General features: G+C 56.0%; 15 protein-coding genes. 12 read left to right on the plus strand and 3 right to left on the minus strand.

Annotated elements, in window-relative coordinates; genetic code table 11:
- Positions 1–203: 203 nt before the first annotated feature.
- A complete protein-coding gene (locus CPA59_RS10160; RefSeq protein ID WP_038918880.1) occupies positions 204–1,025 on the plus strand; it encodes an SDR family oxidoreductase in 822 nt (273 codons plus the stop codon).
- A 145-nt stretch (positions 1,026–1,170) separates the two neighbouring features.
- Here the strand turns inward: CPA59_RS10160 and CPA59_RS10165 are convergent, their stop codons facing one another.
- The 3 genes from CPA59_RS10165 to CPA59_RS10175 form a co-directional block, all read right to left on the minus strand.
- The gene (locus CPA59_RS10165; RefSeq protein WP_107759217.1) at positions 1,171–3,129 is read right to left on the minus strand and encodes a methyl-accepting chemotaxis protein; all 1,959 of its coding nucleotides are present in this window, start codon (positions 3,127–3,129) and stop codon (positions 1,171–1,173) included.
- A gap of 386 nt (positions 3,130–3,515) precedes the next feature.
- Complete coding sequence (locus tag CPA59_RS10170; RefSeq protein ID WP_033568413.1) at positions 3,516–4,241, minus strand: response regulator; 726 nt, start codon at positions 4,239–4,241, stop codon at positions 3,516–3,518.
- A gap of 24 nt (positions 4,242–4,265) precedes the next feature.
- Entirely contained in the window at positions 4,266–5,861 is a 1,596-nt protein-coding gene (locus CPA59_RS10175; RefSeq protein ID WP_038918882.1) for a sensor histidine kinase, read from the minus strand.
- A gap of 427 nt (positions 5,862–6,288) precedes the next feature.
- On the opposite strand from CPA59_RS10175, the gene CPA59_RS10180 reads away from it, so the two are divergent.
- The 11 genes from CPA59_RS10180 to CPA59_RS10230 all read left to right on the plus strand — a co-directional run bounded on the left by CPA59_RS10180 (position 6,289) and on the right by CPA59_RS10230 (position 16,829).
- On the plus strand, positions 6,289–7,656 hold the full coding sequence (locus tag CPA59_RS10180; RefSeq protein WP_038659253.1) for a 2-hydroxycarboxylate transporter family protein: 1,368 nt from the start codon (positions 6,289–6,291) through the stop codon (positions 7,654–7,656).
- Between the two features lie 64 nt (positions 7,657–7,720).
- The gene (locus tag CPA59_RS10185) at positions 7,721–8,605 is read left to right on the plus strand and encodes a fumarylacetoacetate hydrolase family protein (RefSeq protein WP_100849463.1); all 885 of its coding nucleotides are present in this window, start codon (positions 7,721–7,723) and stop codon (positions 8,603–8,605) included.
- Positions 8,606–8,680: 75 nt separating this feature from the next.
- Entirely contained in the window at positions 8,681–9,724 is a 1,044-nt protein-coding gene (gene citC / locus CPA59_RS10190) for a [citrate (pro-3S)-lyase] ligase (RefSeq protein WP_049842552.1), read from the plus strand.
- Positions 9,725–9,756: 32 nt separating this feature from the next.
- Positions 9,757–10,047 carry a citrate lyase acyl carrier protein gene (citD, locus tag CPA59_RS10195; protein ID WP_033568418.1) on the plus strand — a complete coding sequence of 97 codons (291 nt, stop codon included), beginning with the start codon at positions 9,757–9,759 and terminating at the stop codon, positions 10,045–10,047.
- On the plus strand, positions 10,047–10,937 hold the full coding sequence (gene citE / locus CPA59_RS10200; protein WP_038918883.1) for a citrate (pro-3S)-lyase subunit beta: 891 nt from the start codon (positions 10,047–10,049) through the stop codon (positions 10,935–10,937). Before citD ends, citE begins: the two co-directional genes overlap by 1 nt.
- A 106-nt stretch (positions 10,938–11,043) precedes the next feature.
- Positions 11,044–12,573, plus strand: a complete 1,530-nt coding sequence (citF, locus tag CPA59_RS10205) for a citrate lyase subunit alpha (RefSeq protein WP_038659240.1) — start codon at positions 11,044–11,046, stop codon at positions 12,571–12,573.
- Positions 12,570–13,112: a citrate lyase holo-[acyl-carrier protein] synthase gene (gene citX, locus CPA59_RS10210; RefSeq protein WP_174213742.1), complete on the plus strand. Its 543-nt coding sequence runs from the start codon at positions 12,570–12,572 to the stop codon at positions 13,110–13,112. Before citF ends, citX begins: the two co-directional genes overlap by 4 nt.
- Positions 13,090–13,998 (plus strand): triphosphoribosyl-dephospho-CoA synthase CitG, encoded by a 909-nt coding sequence (gene citG / locus CPA59_RS10215; RefSeq protein WP_107759219.1) that lies wholly within the window; start codon positions 13,090–13,092, stop codon positions 13,996–13,998. Before citX ends, citG begins: the two co-directional genes overlap by 23 nt.
- Positions 13,999–14,223: 225 nt before the next feature.
- On the plus strand, positions 14,224–14,976 hold the full coding sequence (locus CPA59_RS10220) for a flagellar brake protein (RefSeq protein ID WP_038918885.1): 753 nt from the start codon (positions 14,224–14,226) through the stop codon (positions 14,974–14,976).
- A 235-nt stretch (positions 14,977–15,211) separates the two neighbouring features.
- Entirely contained in the window at positions 15,212–15,478 is a 267-nt protein-coding gene (locus CPA59_RS10225; protein ID WP_071605199.1) for a hypothetical protein, read from the plus strand.
- The gene (locus tag CPA59_RS10230) at positions 15,471–16,829 is read left to right on the plus strand and encodes an APC family permease (RefSeq protein ID WP_038659232.1); all 1,359 of its coding nucleotides are present in this window, start codon (positions 15,471–15,473) and stop codon (positions 16,827–16,829) included. Before CPA59_RS10225 ends, CPA59_RS10230 begins: the two co-directional genes overlap by 8 nt.
- Positions 16,830–16,854 lie beyond the last annotated feature (25 nt).

Raw genomic sequence — 16,854 nt, forward strand, 5'->3', positions numbered from 1 at the left:
GAGTGATGTTGTCTGTTGGTTAACCTAAACCATGTTGATGTGGTAGCGCAACATTTTTTTACCCCACAGTGTACAAATCATATTGTGTACAAATTATCGTGCGTGCAAATCACATTGCCGCCAGATGGGCGATAAGGGTACATAATGAAAAGCGCGGAATAGGCATCCGGAAACAGAAACGCCGGAAGGGCAGGAGAACGACGATGAAAAAGGTAGCGATAATCGGACTGGGCTGGCTGGGTATGCCGCTGGCGTTGGCGTTACAGGGCCGGGGGTATCGGGTGGTGGGCAGCAAGAGCACCGATGATGGCGTGACGGCGGCGCGGCTGTCCGGTGTGGAGTGCTATCGCCTGTGCCTGACGCCGGAGCTGGAGTGCGAACCGGACGAACTGGACATACTGCTGAACGTGGACACGCTGATTATCACTCTGCCGCCGGGGCGCCTTGAGCGGGCTGGCGGCGCTTATCTGCAGGCGGTGCAGCAGGTGGTAAACAGCGCGCTGGCGCTGGGGGTGCCGCGCATTATGTACACCAGTTCCATTTCGGTCTACGGACCGCTCAGCGGCCGGGTGAAAGAAAACAGTCCGTTGCAGCCGGAAACCGGTACGGGCAAGGTCTTACTGGCGCTGGAGCAGTGGCTGCACGCGTTGCCTCATACCGAGGTGGATATTTTGCGGCTGGCCGGGCTGGTGGGGAGCAATCGCCATCCGGGGCGCTTTCTTGCCGGACGGCGCGATCTACCGGATGGCAGTCACGGCGTGAATCTGGTCCATCTGGAGGACGTGATCGGCGCGATTACGCTGTTGCTGCAGCGTCCGCATGGCGGGCATCTCTACAATCTGTGCGCGCCGGCGCATCCGGCTAAACAGGATTTCTATCCGGCGCAGGCGCGCCAGATGGGGATGGAGCCGCCACAGTTTCTGCCGGGCGACCCCGCGCAGGCCCGATTGATTGACGGGCAACGGATCTGCAGCGAACTGGGGTTTGAGTATCAGCACCCGGACCCGATGACGATGGTGTTTTAGGCCGGATGGCGGCGGTTTCCTCATTAACATCCGTCCGCCATCTCTGGTTTTCGTGTGTATCAAAAAGAAACGGCCCGCCAGAAGCGGGCCGTTTGTCAGGATAACGTCTGAACTATCAAGTCAGCGCGACCACAAGTCAGTGCGCTCAAAAGGAAGCCCAGTCGTCCTGATGATTTTTAGCGGCCGGTTTCGCCGATGCCTTACCGGCGGCGGGCAGGGCCTGCAGCGGGCGACGCGGGTTATTTAGCGCAGCAGGGCGCGGTGATGTCGCCGGGGATTCGGACAACCGGAACGTGGCGACCAGTTTTTCCAACAGCATCGCCTGTTCTTCCAGCGCATTGGCGGCAGAGGATGACTGCGAAACCAGCGCGGCGTTTTGCTGCGTGGTGCTGTCCAGTTCGGTTATGGCGCGGGAGATCTGTTCGATACCGCGGCTTTGCTCTTCCGAGGCGGAGGAAATGTCGCCCATAATATCGTTAACGCGAGATACCGAGTTGACGATGCTCTCCATGGTTTGTCCCGCTTCCGCTACCAGCGTACTGCCGGCATTGGTTCTTTCCACGGATTCGGCAATCAGGGCGGCGATATCTTTGGCGGCCTGAGAGCTACGCTGGGAGAGGCTGCGCACCTCGCCGGCCACCACGGCAAAACCACGTCCTTGTTCGCCGGCGCGAGCGGCCTCCACGGCGGCGTTCAGCGCCAGAATGTTGGTCTGGAAAGCGATGCTATTGATGACCGCGGTGATATCGGCGATTTTCCTCGAGCTGGCGGCGATATCATCCATAGTTTTCACCACGTTTTGCACCACTTCGCCGCCTTTATGCGCATTTTGGGATGCGTCGGAAGCAATCTGGCTGGCATGACGGGCGTTTTCCGTGTTGTTCTTCACCGTTGACGTCAGTTCTTCCATGCTGGCGGCGGTTTGCACCACGGCGGCGGATTGCTGTTCGGTTCGGGAGGCGAGATCGCTATTGCCGGCAGCAATGTCGGCGGCAGAATGGGTGACATGACCAACGCTGTCGCGGACATCGGAAATCATCTGACGCAGACGGTCGTTCATGGCGGCCATCGCGGCGGTCAGCTTGCCCAGTTCATCGTGGCGATCGACGTTGATAGTGGCGGTCAGGTCGCCGCTGGCGATGCGTTCCGCCAGCATCAGGTTATGCATTACCGGGCGGGTGATCTGGCGAATGATATAGACGGCAATCAGGATACCGATGATCACCGCGATCAACCCGATCAGCAGTGTAATGTTGGCTGAACCGTACGCCAGCGCATCGTTCTGGTTTTTCACCGTCGTGATCAGAGATTTGATCACCGCGCTGCTTTTATCCCCGCCGGTCTTCACGGCATTTTCCGCTTTTTTCAGATCGCTCCAGGCACGGGAATAGTCCTGATTCTGCGAGGCGTATTGCCCGGTGTATTTCCAGAGATCTTCCGCCAGTTTCTGCGTTTCGCCGGAGAGCGTCGGCAGCAGAGCCTGATAAGCCTTCTGCACCTCGACATAGCGACTGCTAAACGCCTTGGCGGCATCGTCAGTGCCGGTAAGCTGCAATTCATACGAGAGGTTCTTCAGCGACGCGGTGGCGTAAGCCAATTCATCCACGCGCTGGTACAACGCGGTGTCCAGTTGCTGATTTTGCAGGCCGTCGCGAAAACTTTTGACGGCATCCTGCGCATTCAGCGTGGCGATCTGCTTTCTCAGTGCGACCACCTGTTGCGTGGCGGCTGACATATCTGCGACCGATTTCTGGAAATCCACCATGATCTTATCCAGATCATTGATGTAACCGAGTTCGTCGCTGTGCCAGGAGAGCGTATGGGCGCTTTGGGTCAGGTCGGCGGCGTGTTTGACGAAACCGGTCAAAACGGTTTGCGTGCTGTCGTCCGGAGTATAGAAATATTTCAGGCGGTTGATTTTGGCCTGGAAGACTTCAATATTGATGTTGTAAATCAGATTGGTTTTTTCGTAGATGTCGCGAATGTCGCGAAAGCGTATCGCGCTGAGTGAGGAAGCCATTACCACCAGCAATAACACTACGCCGAATCCCAGGTAGAGTTTGTGAGAAATTTTGGTATTTTTTATCGTGCTGCTGAACCCCATTGCCGTACTCCTTGAAATAAATTACCTGAGTGTTGTTATTGGTCTGGTGCTGTGAACGTCGGTGGTGCATAAGCCACGTTTTTGCGACGTCCGTTCAGTGTGTTATCGGTGCCTGCAGTATAGAGATTTAGTTGTACTTGCGCTGCTTGATAGTTTTTTGTGACGTGAGGCTGTTTATCTGGCGAAATGCCTAAGCACGTTAGGTCTGTTGACTGAAATCGACGGCCGGCTGGAAACGCGCCATTCTGCCGCTTACCGAACCACCATCCACCCAGGCATTCTGACGTTACACGAGGCTTTCATACCGTGAAGAGGCGGCTGGTGAGGGGGACGCCATACCGGCAAGGCTGGTATGGCGGGCAGGAAAGGGCGCTCGAACGCGCGTGTCAGTCCAGGTGTTTTTTGCGGTAGAGGCGCCGGGGGTGGCCAATCTTGCCGTAGCGCATTTCTACATCCAGAAAATGGTTTTCAAGCCCGAACTCCAGATAACGCCGGGCGGTGGTTTTGCTTAATCCGGTTTTTTCCACCACTTCATCCACGGAGAACAGGGCTTGTGGATCGTCCTGAAAGATCTGTTTGATCAGACTAAGGGTGTTTTCTTCGATGCCTTTGCTGCCCGGCCCGTTAGGTACGGTAGACGCCTGCAACTGGTAAAGCACGTCCACGTTCTGCTGATCGACGACCTTGTAGGTATGCTGGGTTTTGACGAACTGGATAAAGCGCTCCAGCGATGAGCGCAGCCGCGGATAGGACACCGGCTTGATGATGTAATCAAAGGCGCCGCACCGAATGGCTTGCGCGCAGGTGTTCATGTCGCTGGCGGCGGTGATGAAAATCACCGAACAGTTGATGCTGCGCATCAGGTCGCTTTCGATCAACTGAACGCCTTCGCCGTCCGGCAGGTAGTTATCCAGCAGCATCAGACGGGGTTTGTACTGTTGCAGCATGCGTTTGGCTTCGTTCAGGGTTGACGCAGTGCCCACCACCCGCAGCGCGAAATTCTTTTCGATAAATTCCGCGTGGATATTTGCCAGCTTTCTTTCATCTTCAACGATCAGTACGTCGAAGTTTTCAATGGTTCGTTCAGTCGGCATGGTGCTCGCAATCGGCATGGTGCTCGTATTCCCTGTTTTTGGTTATATGGTGGTTTTTGGAATGAAAATAGAAAAAATAGCGCCGTGAGGCGAATTGTCAGAAACCTCGATCACACCCTGTGCCTGGCTGACATAGCTGGAAACCAGATGCAGGCCCAGCCCGTGATCGCCTTCCTGTTTGCTGGTGACGCCCATTTCAAATACCCGATCCGCAATGGCGGGGTCAATCCCTGTACCTTGATCGGCGACTTCAATGACCAGTTCCTGCTCACCATCGTGGATATACACTTCGACAGGATGGTAAGCCGGGGTACTGGCCAGCGTGGCTTCTACTGCATTATCGATTAAATTCCCAATAATTGACATCAACTCTGTTTCACTGAGGGACGCAGGGATGCCGCTGAGCTGGCAGCGCGGATCAAAACGCAGTTCGATGCCTTTTTCTCGGGCGCTGGCGTATTTACCCAGCAGCAGGCCGCAAAGCGCCGGGGAACAAAAGCGGCTGGAGATAAAATCCAGCACTACCTGCGCCCCTTCAGACTGCGCCTCAATGTAACGCACGGCTTCATCATAACGGCGTAAATGCAACAGCCCGGCCAGCGTGGCGGTCCAGTTCAGTTGTTCGTGCCGCAGAATGCGCAGGCTGTTGGCGTAGCGTTTCACCTGGCTGAGCTGCATGCTCAGGGTGTGGAGGTCGTTCTTGTCGCGAAAACTGATGACCCAACCTTGCAGTTCGTCCTCCAGCATAATGCGTACGCGGCTGGCGATAACCGTAATCTGGTTGAAGCGGCAGATCTCATCATGGGTATCGTTGACCCAGATGTCTTTATTGGAGAAAAACGGCACCGGCGCGATGACATCATCGATCGGTTTACCGCGTAACTGATATGAGGGCATGGTCAGACCAAGCAAATCTTTTGCCGCATGGTTGATCACCGCGATGTTGCGCTGTTTGTCGATGGCGATCACGCCTTCATAAATGGACTCCAGCAACGCCTTTTGCTGCCTGACCAGCAACCGGATTTCCAGCGGCTCCAGCCCGAACATCTGCTTTTTCAGGTTACGGGAAAACCACCAGGAGAAAAAGAACAAGGCGACCAGCATGGCGACAATCGCCAGGCCGACATGGGCGACTTTACTGAATGTCAGGTTGTCGATGCGCTTTTTCAGATACCCCACCGAGACAATGCCGATAACCTGATCGCCTTCCATGATCGGCGCTTTGCTGCGCAGCGAAATACCGATGGCGCCACGGCGCAGCGTGATGGTGCTTTGCCCTTCCAGCACCTCTTTGTTATCGCCGCCGATCATTTCGGTGCCGAGCAGCGAGGGTTCTTCCGAGTGATAAAGGTGGGTGGCGTTGCGATCGCCGATGACGATAAAGCTGGCGTCGCTGCGTGCCTTGATTTGGTCGACCAGGTCGTCGATGGTGGCGGTGTCGCCGTGTTTTACCGCCTCAACCAGTGAGGGAATAATCGCGATTTCACGCGCCTGAATCTGCGCCCGGCTGCCCAGTTCATCATAAAGTTGCTGGTCTACCGCCCGGTAATAGTAAAGCCCCGCGGTGATAAGCAGCAGAGAAAAAAAGATCATCAGGTAGATGAACAGCTTGAGATGGAACGGTAGCCTGACAGTCATAATGTGCTAATCACCGGTAAAGCGCGGAAACGAAGATGGCTAATTTATCATGAAAGGCGTACAAGAAAGGGTATAAAAAATAGTCTTGTGAAGCGCTCCGCGTAAATTGTGAAAATAGTATTCTTATTTCTGCATTTTTAAATAAAGCGTAAATTAAGCGTCACGGACAGAGGACATTTTAATTACTTTTTTTCAACATATAATTCCATCGACGGAATAGGTGCCATTCGCTTCATAAAAACCATAAAAACCACGAAAATAATCCTCGCTTGATGATCTTTTATTTTATTGATTTATAATCAAAAATTAATAAAAACCATAAAAACCATAAGCACCATTAAAACTCATTTTTTAATTTGAGGATTGTCACATAATAATTGGTGTTGAGCTCTTACTATGCCCGGGAAAATAACAAGGGGAGAAAGTTATGAGTACCACTGATGATTCTTATATCGTTGTAAAAGATGAGGCCTCTGGGAAGGTTTCATTAAAAGAAAAATGGTGGCATGTTCTGGATAACTATAAAATTGGTGTTATTCCAGTGCCGCTGTTTATCCTTGCCGGGCTATTGATTGCACTGGACTGCCTTGAAGGGAAACTGCCCAGCGATATCGTGGTGATGGTCGCCACGCTGGCGTTCTTCGGTTTTGCCTGTGGTGAGTTCGGTAAGCGTTTGCCGCTTATCGGCAAAATGGGTGCGGCGGCCATCTGCGCCACCTTTATTCCGTCTGCGCTGGTGTATTACGGCCTGCTGCCGCAGGTAGTTGTAGACTCCACCACCAAATTCTATAAATCCACCAACATTCTGTACCTGTATATCTGCTGCATTATCGTCGGCAGCATCATGAGCATGAACCGGCAGACGCTGATTCAGGGCTTCCTGCGTATTTTCTTCCCCATGCTGTGCGGTGAAATAGTGGGCATGATTGTCGGTATGGGCGTCGGCATTATGCTGGGGATGGACCCGTTCCAGATCTTCTTCTTCCTGGTGCTGCCGATCATGGCTGGCGGCGTGGGTGAAGGGGCGATTCCGCTTTCTATCGGTTACGCCACGCTGTTGCACATGGAACAGGGCGTCGCGCTGGGCCGTATCCTGCCAATCGTCATGCTGGGCAGCCTGACCGCTATCGTTCTTGCCGGTGTACTGAATCAACTGGGTAAACGTTATCCGCACCTGACCGGTGAAGGCGACCTGATGCCGAACAAGGCAAACGGCACCGAACAGGCTCCGGCCACACTCACCAGCACGCTGAGCGGCAAAATGGACCCGGCCAATCTGGCTGCGGGCGCTCTGCTGGCTATCCTGCTGTACATGATCGGTATGCTGGGCTACAAGCTGATTGGTCTGCCGGCCCCGGTAGGCATGCTATTCGCCGCGGTGATCGTGAAACTGCTCAATGGTGCGTCTCCGCGTCTGCTGGAAGGCTCCCAGGTGGTTTACAAATTCTTCCAGACGTCTGTGACCTATCCGATTCTGTTCGCCGTTGGTGTGGCGATCACGCCGTGGGAAGAGCTGGTGCACGCGTTCACCATTACCAACCTGCTGGTGATTGTTTCCACCGTGGTAGCGCTGGTTACCACCGGTTTCTTCGTCGGCAAGAAAATCGGTATGCATCCGATTGATGTTGCCATCATCTCCTGCTGCCAGAGCGGGCAGGGCGGTACCGGCGACGTGGCTATTCTCACCGCTGGCAACCGTATGGTGCTGATGCCATTCGCTCAGATTGCTACCCGTATTGGTGGGGCAATCAACGTCTCCGTGGCCTTGCTGGTTCTTGGCAAGTTCCTGGTGTGACGGTTGTATGACAAAAACAAATAACGCCGCGATAGCAAGCGGCCTTATTTAAACAGGAAAGATTATGAAACTTGCAAGTTACCGCCATCACGGCAAAAACAGCTACGGGATCCACACGCCTGCGGGCCTGATTGATTTGGGAAGCCGGCTCGGCGACCGTTATTCGGACCTGAAAGCGTTGCTGGCTGGCGATGCGCTCCAGGAAGCTGCGGCTTTCCAGAGCGAGACTCCGGACGTCGCCGTGGCAGACGTGACCTTCCTGCCGGTGATTGTGGCGCCGTCCAAAATCCTGTGCGTCGGCATGAACTATGCCGACAAACGTAAAGAGTTCAACGAACAGAACCCGGCGCCGACGCTGTTTGTGCGTTTCGCCGACTCGCAGACCGGCCACGGCACCCAGGTGCTCAAGCCGCACTACTCCAGCGAGTTCGACTATGAAGGCGAACTGGCGGTCATCATCGGTAAAGATGGTCAGAACATCAGCCGCGACGAAGCGCTGTCGTTTGTCGCCGGTTACAGCTGCTATATGGACGGTTCCGCCCGCGACTGGCAGCACAGCTGGTTTACCGCCGGTAAGAACTGGCAGAAAACCGGTGCGTTCGGGCCTTACCTCACTACCCGTGACGAAATTCCGGATCCGCACGCGCTGGCCATCCGTACCTACCTGAACGGCCGCATGGTACAGGACGATAATACCGCCAGCATGATTCACAAAGTGGCGGATCTGATTGAGTACATCAGTACCTTCACCGCGCTGAGCGCCGGTGACGTGATTATTACCGGTTCGCCTGGCGGCGTCGGTAAGAAACGTACTCCGCCGCTGTTCATGAAACCGGGCGACAGCATTGAAGTGGAAATTGAAAACGTGGGTCACCTGCGCAACACCATTGGTGAAGTCGCTCAGCCGGTGAAAACCCCGCGAGCGGCACCCGCCGCTGTGGGGCACTGACAGGCATCGCCTCCGGTTCGCCGGAGGCGTCGACCCCACGAGTTATGTGGTACAGCAAAAAGCAGGATAACCGTTATGTACGCCGATGAGAGTTTTACTTTTTCCACGCTGGATGTTCGCGTCCAACCCCGTGAAGTGGCTGAAGTCAGTCAGTTTCTCGGGATGTGCCAGTTGGGCATGGACAAGGATATCGAGTTTTTTGTGGTGGGCAGGCATAACGGCCAACTGGTTGCCTGTGCCGGGTTGTGCGCGAATACCATCAAGTGTGTGGCGGTGGATCCCGGCTATCGTGACCTCAACCTGGGGGTGAAAGTGGTGAACGAGGTGGTGCAGTTCGCCGCCGAACGTGGCCAGTTCCATCTGTTTCTCTACACCCGCCCCTGCAATATCACGGTTTTCCGCGGTTGCGGTTTCTACCCGCTGGCCTGTTATGAAGACAAGGCCGTGCTGATGGAAAATACGCCTATCGGCATCAAACAGTATTGCCAGTCCCTGGCGACACAGGTCAAACCGGGTCGGGATATCGGCGCCATCGTGATGAACGCCAACCCGTTCACGCTGGGGCATTGTTATCTGGCGGAGCAAGCCGCCCGCGCCTGTGACTGGCTGCATATTTTCGTGGTGCGGGAAGATGTGTCCTTTTTCCCGTTCACCGAACGGCTGGACATGGTACGTCAGGGGGTGGCGCACATCCCGAATCTGACGGTTCACGCCGGGTCGGAATACATGATCTCCAAAGCCACGTTTCCGGGCTATTTCCTGAAAGAAGAGCAACTGATTACTCAGGCCCATGCGGCGCTGGATCTGATCATCTTTCGCCAGTACATCGCACCGGCGCTCGGTATTACCCGGCGCTTTGTCGGCACGGAACCCTTCTGCCCGGTAACGCACCGTTATAACCAGGATATGCACCACTGGCTGGAGCAGGCCGGGCAGGTTGCCGCGCCGGCGCTGGAAGTGGTGGAAATTGAACGCACTCGCGAACACTCCGGCCTGGCGATTTCCGCCTCTGAAGTGCGCCGGTTACTGAAGCTGCGTCAGTTTGAACATATCCGCGAGATCGTCCCGGCGACTACGTTTGCGCATTTACAACGCTATGGCGAACTCGCCTGTGCGTAACGTGTTTTTAATGTATTAAGCAGGTAAACAACATGAAAATTATCAAGGAGGCCCTGGCGGGCACCTTTGAATCCAGCGACTTGCTGGTCAAGGTGGCGCCGGCGGAAGGCCAGTTGACCGTGGTGATAAACAGTGAAGTCATCAAACAGTTTGGCGCACAGATCAAGCAGGTGGTGAACGACACCCTGAGCACGCTGGGCGTAGAGTCCGGCACCATCGTGGTTGAAGACAAGGGCGCGCTGGATTGCGTAATTCGTGCCCGGGTGCAGAGCGCCGTGCTGCGTGCCGCCGATGTTGATCAGATTGACTGGGAGAAACTGTGATGAGCACCACTCAGCCGAAAAAACTGCGCCGTAGTATGCTGTTCCTGCCGGGCGCGAATGCCGCCATGTTGTCCAACGCTTTCATCTACAAACCGGACTCCATCATGTTTGACCTGGAGGACGCCGTTTCCCTGCGTGAGAAAGATACCGCGCGCCTGCTGGTTCACCATGCGTTGCAGCACCCGATGTATCAGGGCATCGAAACCGTGGTGCGTATCAATCAGCTCAATACTCCGTTCGGTCTTAAGGATCTGGAAGCGTCTGTGCGAGGCGGCGCGGATGTCATCCGTTTGCCGAAAACCGACTCTACCGACGATGTCGCCGAGCTGGAACACCATCTGGCGCGCATCGAAAAAGAGTGCGGTCGTGAAGTCGGTTCGACCCGCATCATGGCGGCGATCGAGTCCGCGGTCGGGGTGATCAATGCCGTGTCTATCGCCCGCTCCTCCGAGCGCATGATCGGCATCGCGCTGGCGGCGTTCGACTATGTGATGGATATGCAAACCGAACGCGGCGACGGCACCGAGTTGTTCTATGCCCGCTGCGCGGTGCTGCATGCCGCTCGCGCTGCCGGTATCGACGCCTTTGACGTGGTGTACTCCAACGTCAACGACGAAGAAGGGTTCCTGAAAGAAGTGGAACTGATCCGCAAACTGGGCTTCAACGGCAAATCGCTGATCAACCCGCGCCAGATTGAACTGCTGCACAACGCCTACGCGCCGACTCAGGATGAGGTGGATTACGCTCATCTGGTCATCAAGGCGGCGGAAGACGGCGAACGCGCCGGGTTGGGGGTAATTTCGCTGAACGGAAAAATGATCGACGGCCCGATTATCGACCACGCCCGCCGGGTGGTGGAGCGTGCGCTGGCCTCCGGCGTGCGCAAATAAACGCAGGCCGGGTAACCGGATGGAGTCTGGTTTGTAATAGTTTCCGCACTGGCCAGCTGGCGGCGTGATATCGCGCTGGCGGGCCTCGCAATGACAGGATTGGATCATGAGTAACTTTATTGAAGCACTGCAGAAGCAATATCCAGAAAAAAGCCATCTGCAACCGTTCGTCAATGCCAACCACAGTACCCCCTGGCTGAATGACGTCACCGAAAAACACCAGCGCAAGCTGTGCGCCGATCTGGAAGAAGCCATTCGCAAAAGCGGGTTGCAGGACGGCATGACGATTTCGTTCCACCACGCGTTCCGTGAAGGGGACAAGGTGATTAACCATGTGGTGGACACCTTGGCCCGTCTGGGTTTTAAAAACCTGACGCTGGCTTCCAGTTCGTTGATGACCTGCAATGCGCCGCTGATCGAGCATATCCGCAATGGCGTGATTACCCGTATTTACACCTCCGGCATGCGCGGCAAGCTGGCGGACGCCATCTCTCACGGCCTGATGAAAGAGCCGGTACAGATTCACTCTCACGGCGGCCGCGTGCATCTGCTGCAGAGCGGCGAGCTGAAGATTGACGTCGCATTCCTCGGGGTGCCGAGCAGCGACGAATTCGGCAACGCCAACGGCACGTCGGGTAAATCCCGCTGCGGCTCGCTCGGCTACGCGATGGTCGATGCGCAGTACGCCGGTAAAGTAGTGCTGCTGACCGAAAGTCTGGTGCCGTTCCCTAACATGCCGGCCAGTCTGGTGCAGGATCAGGTGGACTTTGTGGTGCCGGTGGAAGAAGTCGGCGACCCGGCGAAAATCAGCGTAGGCGCGGCTCGCGTCACCAGCAACCCGCGTGAACTGCTGATTGCCCGCAGCGCGGCAGACGTGATCGAACACTCCGGCTATTTCAAACCGGGCTTTTCGATCCAGACCGGTTCCGGCGCGGCTTCTACCGCCTGTACCCGTTTTCTGGAAGATCGCATGCAGAAGCAGGGCGTGGTGGCGAGTTTCGCACTCGGCGGCATCACCGGCAGCATTGTCGACCTGCATGAAAAAGGACTGATTGAAAAGCTGCTGGACACCCAGTGCTTTGACGCCAACGCCGCGGCATCGCTGGCGAAGAACCCCAACCATGTAGAAATCTCCACCAATGTCTACGCCAACCCCAGCTCCAAGGCCGCCTGTTGCGACCAGTTGGACGTGGTGATCCTGAGCGCGCTGGAAATCGATACCCAGTTTAACGTCAACGTGATCACCGGTTCCGACGGTGTCATGCGCGGCGCGTCCGGCGGCCATTGCGACGTGGCGACGGCGGCTAACCTGACTATCGTGGTCGCGCCGTTGATTCGCAGCCGTATTCCGACGGTAGTCCGTCAGGTAACGACCTGCGTGACGCCGGGCAGCGCCATCGACGTGTTGGTGACCGACCACGGCATCGCCGTTAACCCGGCGCGTCCGGATGTAGCGGAACGCCTGATCAACGCCGGTCTGAGCGTGATGTCGATTGAAGAACTGTACCAGCGTGCGATTCAACTGGTGGGCGAACCTAAAGCCATTGAATTCCACGATCGCATCGTCGGGGTGATTCGCTACCGTGACGGCAGCGTGATTGACGTGGTACGTCAGGTTAAAGAGGACAACGAGTGAGCGATGCTGCGATAGACTCAACGATCGCCGTCTCACTGGAAAGCCTGCTAGCGGCGAAGGAACGCCGCTGTGCCCGCCAGCAGCAATTGCTGGCGCGGCACCAGTCTACGCTGGTGTCGCTGACGCTGGTGACGCCGGGTCCGGTTAAAGATTCGCCGCTATATCGCCGGGCGATGACGGAAGCGGTCGCGGCGTTCAATGACTTGTGCCTGGCGCGCGGCTGGGAAGCGCTGGAGCAACAGTTGCACTGGCTGGATACCGGCGCAGAGGCATTCTGGGTCATCACCAAGGATGCGTTGAGCGTTAAGGCGGCGGCCATTGCACTGGAAGATCAGCACCCGTTGGGGCGGCTGTGGGATTTTGACGTATTTTGTCCGCAGGAAGGGTCGATCAGCCGAACGTTACTGGCGCATGATCGTCGTCGATGTATACTCTGTGATGAATCGGCGCATGCCTGCGCGCGTTCGCGCCGCCATGCGTTACCGGACGTGATTGAAAAAATCGAGGGTATCCTCCATGCCTGGTTTAACGCACACTGAGTCGAGTGTTTCCTCTCCGTTACTGACAACGCTATTTCCTGATGCCACCGGCGCGCTGGTGGCACTACCTACTATTCACCAGCAGGTGGCTGACGCCCTGACCATTGAGGTGATGCTGACGCCAAAACCCGGTCTGGTGGATCGGGATAACAACGGCGCTCATCGCGATATGGATGTGCCGCTGTTTCAGGCCAGTATCGCCGCGCTGGCTCCCTGGTTTTCACGTTTTACCGAAGCAGGCATGGCGCATAGCGCGTTGCCGATAACCCAGCTCCTGCCGCAGGCGCGGCCTATCGGCATCGCCGCCGAACAGGCGATGCTGGCTGCGACGGGCGGCGTGAATACGCACAAAGGCGGCATTTTCGCCTTTGGATTACTGTGCAGCGCAGCCGGTTGGCTGGCGGGCCGTCGGCTACAACTGACGCAGGACAGCCTGTGCCAGTGCGCCGCGCGGATGAGCGCCGATTTGGTGCGTAATGAACTGGAGAACAGCCAGCACACCGCGACGGCTGGAGAACATCTGTTCCGGCGTCACGGCTTGACCGGTGCGCGGGGAGAAGCCGCCAGCGGTTTTGCTACCGTTCGTCAGCATGCGCTGCCCGCTTATCTGCGCGCTCGCGCCCAGGGGCAGGACGACGAATCGGCCTTGCTGCAGACGCTGGTGGTATTAATGGCCCACAATCCGGATACCAACGTAGTCTCCCGTGGCGGAATGGAAGGGCTGGCGTTCGTACAGTCGCATGCGCGGGCATTGCTGTCCGGCGGTGTGACCCGACAGGGGCTGCAGGAGATGAATCAGGCGCTGGTCGAACGTAACATCAGCCCTGGCGGCAGCGCCGATCTGCTGGCGCTAACCTGGCTGCTTTCTCACTATCCCCGCGTCTGAACCTCGTCTATTATTGGCAAGCAGTCCCCCCATTCTTTTCATGAGTTTTCGCCTCGCGCTGCGGGGCGTTACTGTGTGCCGGCATGTTCCATGCGTACAGTGCATAAGCGAATGAACAGATAAAACCCTAAAGTTGATGGCATGAATGTCGATACTAGTGCCATGCTGTATCCTGGGGGTTCTGGGACACTGAATGACGCATTAACCATTCAATTGACGGTGGGGATGGATGTAGTGGATAACAATATGAAAGAGCAGTACGCCAGGCGCAATAAAATGGCTATTTGCGCCACATTACGCGGACTGCAAAAGCAAGACGCCACAGTAATGGTGTATCACACGCACGGTCAGTTCATCAGCAAGATCCTTGAGGTTGATTCAGACGAAGAGGAGTTTCTGTTTGACCTCGGCGCGCTAGAGCGTGAAAACAGTCGGGCGTTGTTTGCGGGTGAACTGGAGTTTGCGGCAGAAACGGCTGGCGCCAAGGTTGAATTTCGTTCCACGATCATCAGAACGGTCGAACATGACGGTTTTCCCGCCTTCTGCGCGGCGGTTCCCGACGTGCTGTACTATATCCAGCGCCGTAATTTTTTCCGCATCAATTCACCTGCCTGGCCGCCCATGAGCTGTCGGGGAGAGCTGCCGGATAACACCCATTTCGAATTTAGCCTGAAGGATTTGTCGCTGGGCGGTCTGTCTATGTACACCGACGACAAAGCGATGGCTGAATTGTTTGAACCGGGCATGCTCCTGAAAAACATTGATGTGGATCTCGCCAGCTACGGGCAATTCTGTCTGGACTTGCATTTTGTCAATCATGCCACCACCAAAGTCGTTGACAGTAAAGGCGAGGTGAAGCAGATCGAGCGTCTGAGCTTCAAGTTTTCGACGCTAAATGCCGCGCAAGAACGGGGATTACAGCAGGTGATAACCGAACTTGAACTGGATCAAAACGAAAAACGCAAACGGCTTCGCTGAGCCGTTTGATTCGTGCCGGCGACAGAATTGACCGCGCAAGTCGTACACGATTGGCTTCACAGGTCTTGTCTCTGATTGCCGACTGGGGCAAAATACGCGCCCTGAAAAACCGACGCATACCTATCGCGTCGGTTATTTTTTTGTATTTCATTAAGAGGCCGGCGCTGTTGATGGCACCGGACAGATATCGGTAAAACGCATGCTACGGGCTGCGTAGAGTTAATAGAGAGACATAATGGGGCAATCAGTTGTTTTGGAGCCGGTGCCCGCCGGCTGGTGCTGCAAGCGCAGCGACAAGGGCGCCATGCTGGCGTGCCTGACATCGGGCGGCGTATCGGCTGCTCACCTCGGCTACGGCGACACCGCTCGTCCGTTCGCTTCCAGACGTTCTGGATACCTGAAACACCGCCGCACGGCGTCTTCGTCATTCATAGCGGGATCATGGATGGTGAGTGGCGCCGATAAGGCCGCTGTCGGTAAAGGAGGTCTGCGTCATGACTGATTCCACTGTTTCCACGCCGCGCGTACAACTGCGTAAAACTCTGACCCTGGTTCCCGTCGTGATGATGGGCCTGGCCTACATGCAGCCGATGACGCTGTTTGATACCTTCGGTATCGTTTCCGGTCTGACCGATGGTCACGTCGCCACCGCATACGCGTTTGCGCTGATTGCCATTCTGTTTACCGCACTCAGCTACGGCAAACTGGTTCGTCGTTTCCCGTCCGCCGGGTCGGCCTATACCTATGCCCAGAAAGCGATTAGTCCGACTGTCGGCTTCATGGTGGGATGGTCGTCGTTGCTGGATTATCTGTTCATGCCGATGATCAACATCCTGCTGGCGAAAATCTATTTTGAAACCCTGATCCCCAGCATTCCGTCGTGGATTTTTGTGGTGTTGCTGGTGGGCTTCATGACGCTGTCCAACCTGCGCGGCATCAAAACCGTCGCCAACTTCAATAGCCTGATCGTCGTGCTGCAGGTTGCCGTGATGGTGGCCATCACCGGTATGGTGATTTATGGTGTGGCGCATGGCGAGGGCGCGGGTACGCTGACCAGCAGCCGTCCGTTCTGGTCCGATAACGCCCATGTGGTGCCGATGATCACAGGCGCGACGATCCTGTGCTTTTCGTTCCTTGGTTTTGACGGCATCAGTTCGCTGTCTGAAGAGACCAAAGATGCAGGCCGTGTGATTCCGAAAGCCATTTTTCTGACGGCGTTGCTCGGCGGCGTAATTTTCGTGGTAGTGTCCTATTTCCTGCAACTGTACTTCCCGGATATTTCACGTTTTCAACATCCGGATGCCTCTCAGCCTGAAATCATGCTGTACGTGGCGGGTAAGGCCTTCCAGTTCGGCATTCTGATTTTCTCCTGCGTCACCGTACTGGCGTCCGGTATGGCGGCGCATGCCGGCGTGTCCCGTCTGATGTATGTGATGGGGCGTGACGGCGTATTCCCGGAACGCTTCTTCGGTTATGTACATCCGCGTTGGCGGACGCCGGCGCTGAACGTACTGCTGGTCGGCGTTATCGCGCTGTCTGCCATCTCGTTCGATCTGGTTACCGCGACGGCGTTGATCAACTTCGGGGCGCTGGTGGCTTTCACCTTCGTCAACCTGTCGGTGATTTCTCAGTTCTATATCCGTGAACGCCGCAACAAGACGCTGAAAGACACCGTGAACTACCTGATTCTGCCGGTCATGGGCGCGTTGACCGTCGGCGCGCTGTGGCTGAATCTGGAAAGTACCTCAATGACGCTGGGGCTGGTATGGGCAGCGATTGGTCTGCTCTATCTGACGTTCGTGACGCGCAGTTTCAGACAGCCGGTACCGCAGTACAACGAAGATCTGGCGTAATGTGCTGACTGACGATGACAGGCTC

Source organism: Dickeya sp. Secpp 1600 (assembly GCF_003049805.1).
Taxonomy (GTDB): Bacteria; Pseudomonadota; Gammaproteobacteria; order Enterobacterales; family Enterobacteriaceae; genus Dickeya; species Dickeya fangzhongdai.

Excerpts from the sequence above, each read along its gene's own strand:
- CPA59_RS10160 (WP_038918880.1), top strand. The coding sequence starts at position 204 with ATGAAAAAGGTAGCGATAATCGGACTGGGCTGGCTGGGTATGCCGCTG.
- CPA59_RS10165 (WP_107759217.1), bottom strand. The coding sequence starts at position 3,129 with ATGGGGTTCAGCAGCACGATAAAAAATACCAAAATTTCTCACAAACTC.
- CPA59_RS10170 (WP_033568413.1), bottom strand. The coding sequence starts at position 4,241 with ATGCCGATTGCGAGCACCATGCCGACTGAACGAACCATTGAAAACTTC.
- CPA59_RS10175 (WP_038918882.1), bottom strand. The coding sequence starts at position 5,861 with ATGACTGTCAGGCTACCGTTCCATCTCAAGCTGTTCATCTACCTGATG.
- CPA59_RS10180 (WP_038659253.1), top strand. The coding sequence starts at position 6,289 with ATGAGTACCACTGATGATTCTTATATCGTTGTAAAAGATGAGGCCTCT.
- CPA59_RS10185 (WP_100849463.1), top strand. The coding sequence starts at position 7,721 with ATGAAACTTGCAAGTTACCGCCATCACGGCAAAAACAGCTACGGGATC.
- citC (WP_049842552.1), top strand. The coding sequence starts at position 8,681 with ATGTACGCCGATGAGAGTTTTACTTTTTCCACGCTGGATGTTCGCGTC.
- citD (WP_033568418.1), top strand. The coding sequence starts at position 9,757 with ATGAAAATTATCAAGGAGGCCCTGGCGGGCACCTTTGAATCCAGCGAC.
- citE (WP_038918883.1), top strand. The coding sequence starts at position 10,047 with ATGAGCACCACTCAGCCGAAAAAACTGCGCCGTAGTATGCTGTTCCTG.
- citF (WP_038659240.1), top strand. The coding sequence starts at position 11,044 with ATGAGTAACTTTATTGAAGCACTGCAGAAGCAATATCCAGAAAAAAGC.
- citG (WP_107759219.1), top strand. The coding sequence starts at position 13,090 with ATGCCTGGTTTAACGCACACTGAGTCGAGTGTTTCCTCTCCGTTACTG.
- CPA59_RS10220 (WP_038918885.1), top strand. The coding sequence starts at position 14,224 with ATGGATGTAGTGGATAACAATATGAAAGAGCAGTACGCCAGGCGCAAT.
- CPA59_RS10225 (WP_071605199.1), top strand. The coding sequence starts at position 15,212 with ATGGGGCAATCAGTTGTTTTGGAGCCGGTGCCCGCCGGCTGGTGCTGC.
- CPA59_RS10230 (WP_038659232.1), top strand. The coding sequence starts at position 15,471 with ATGACTGATTCCACTGTTTCCACGCCGCGCGTACAACTGCGTAAAACT.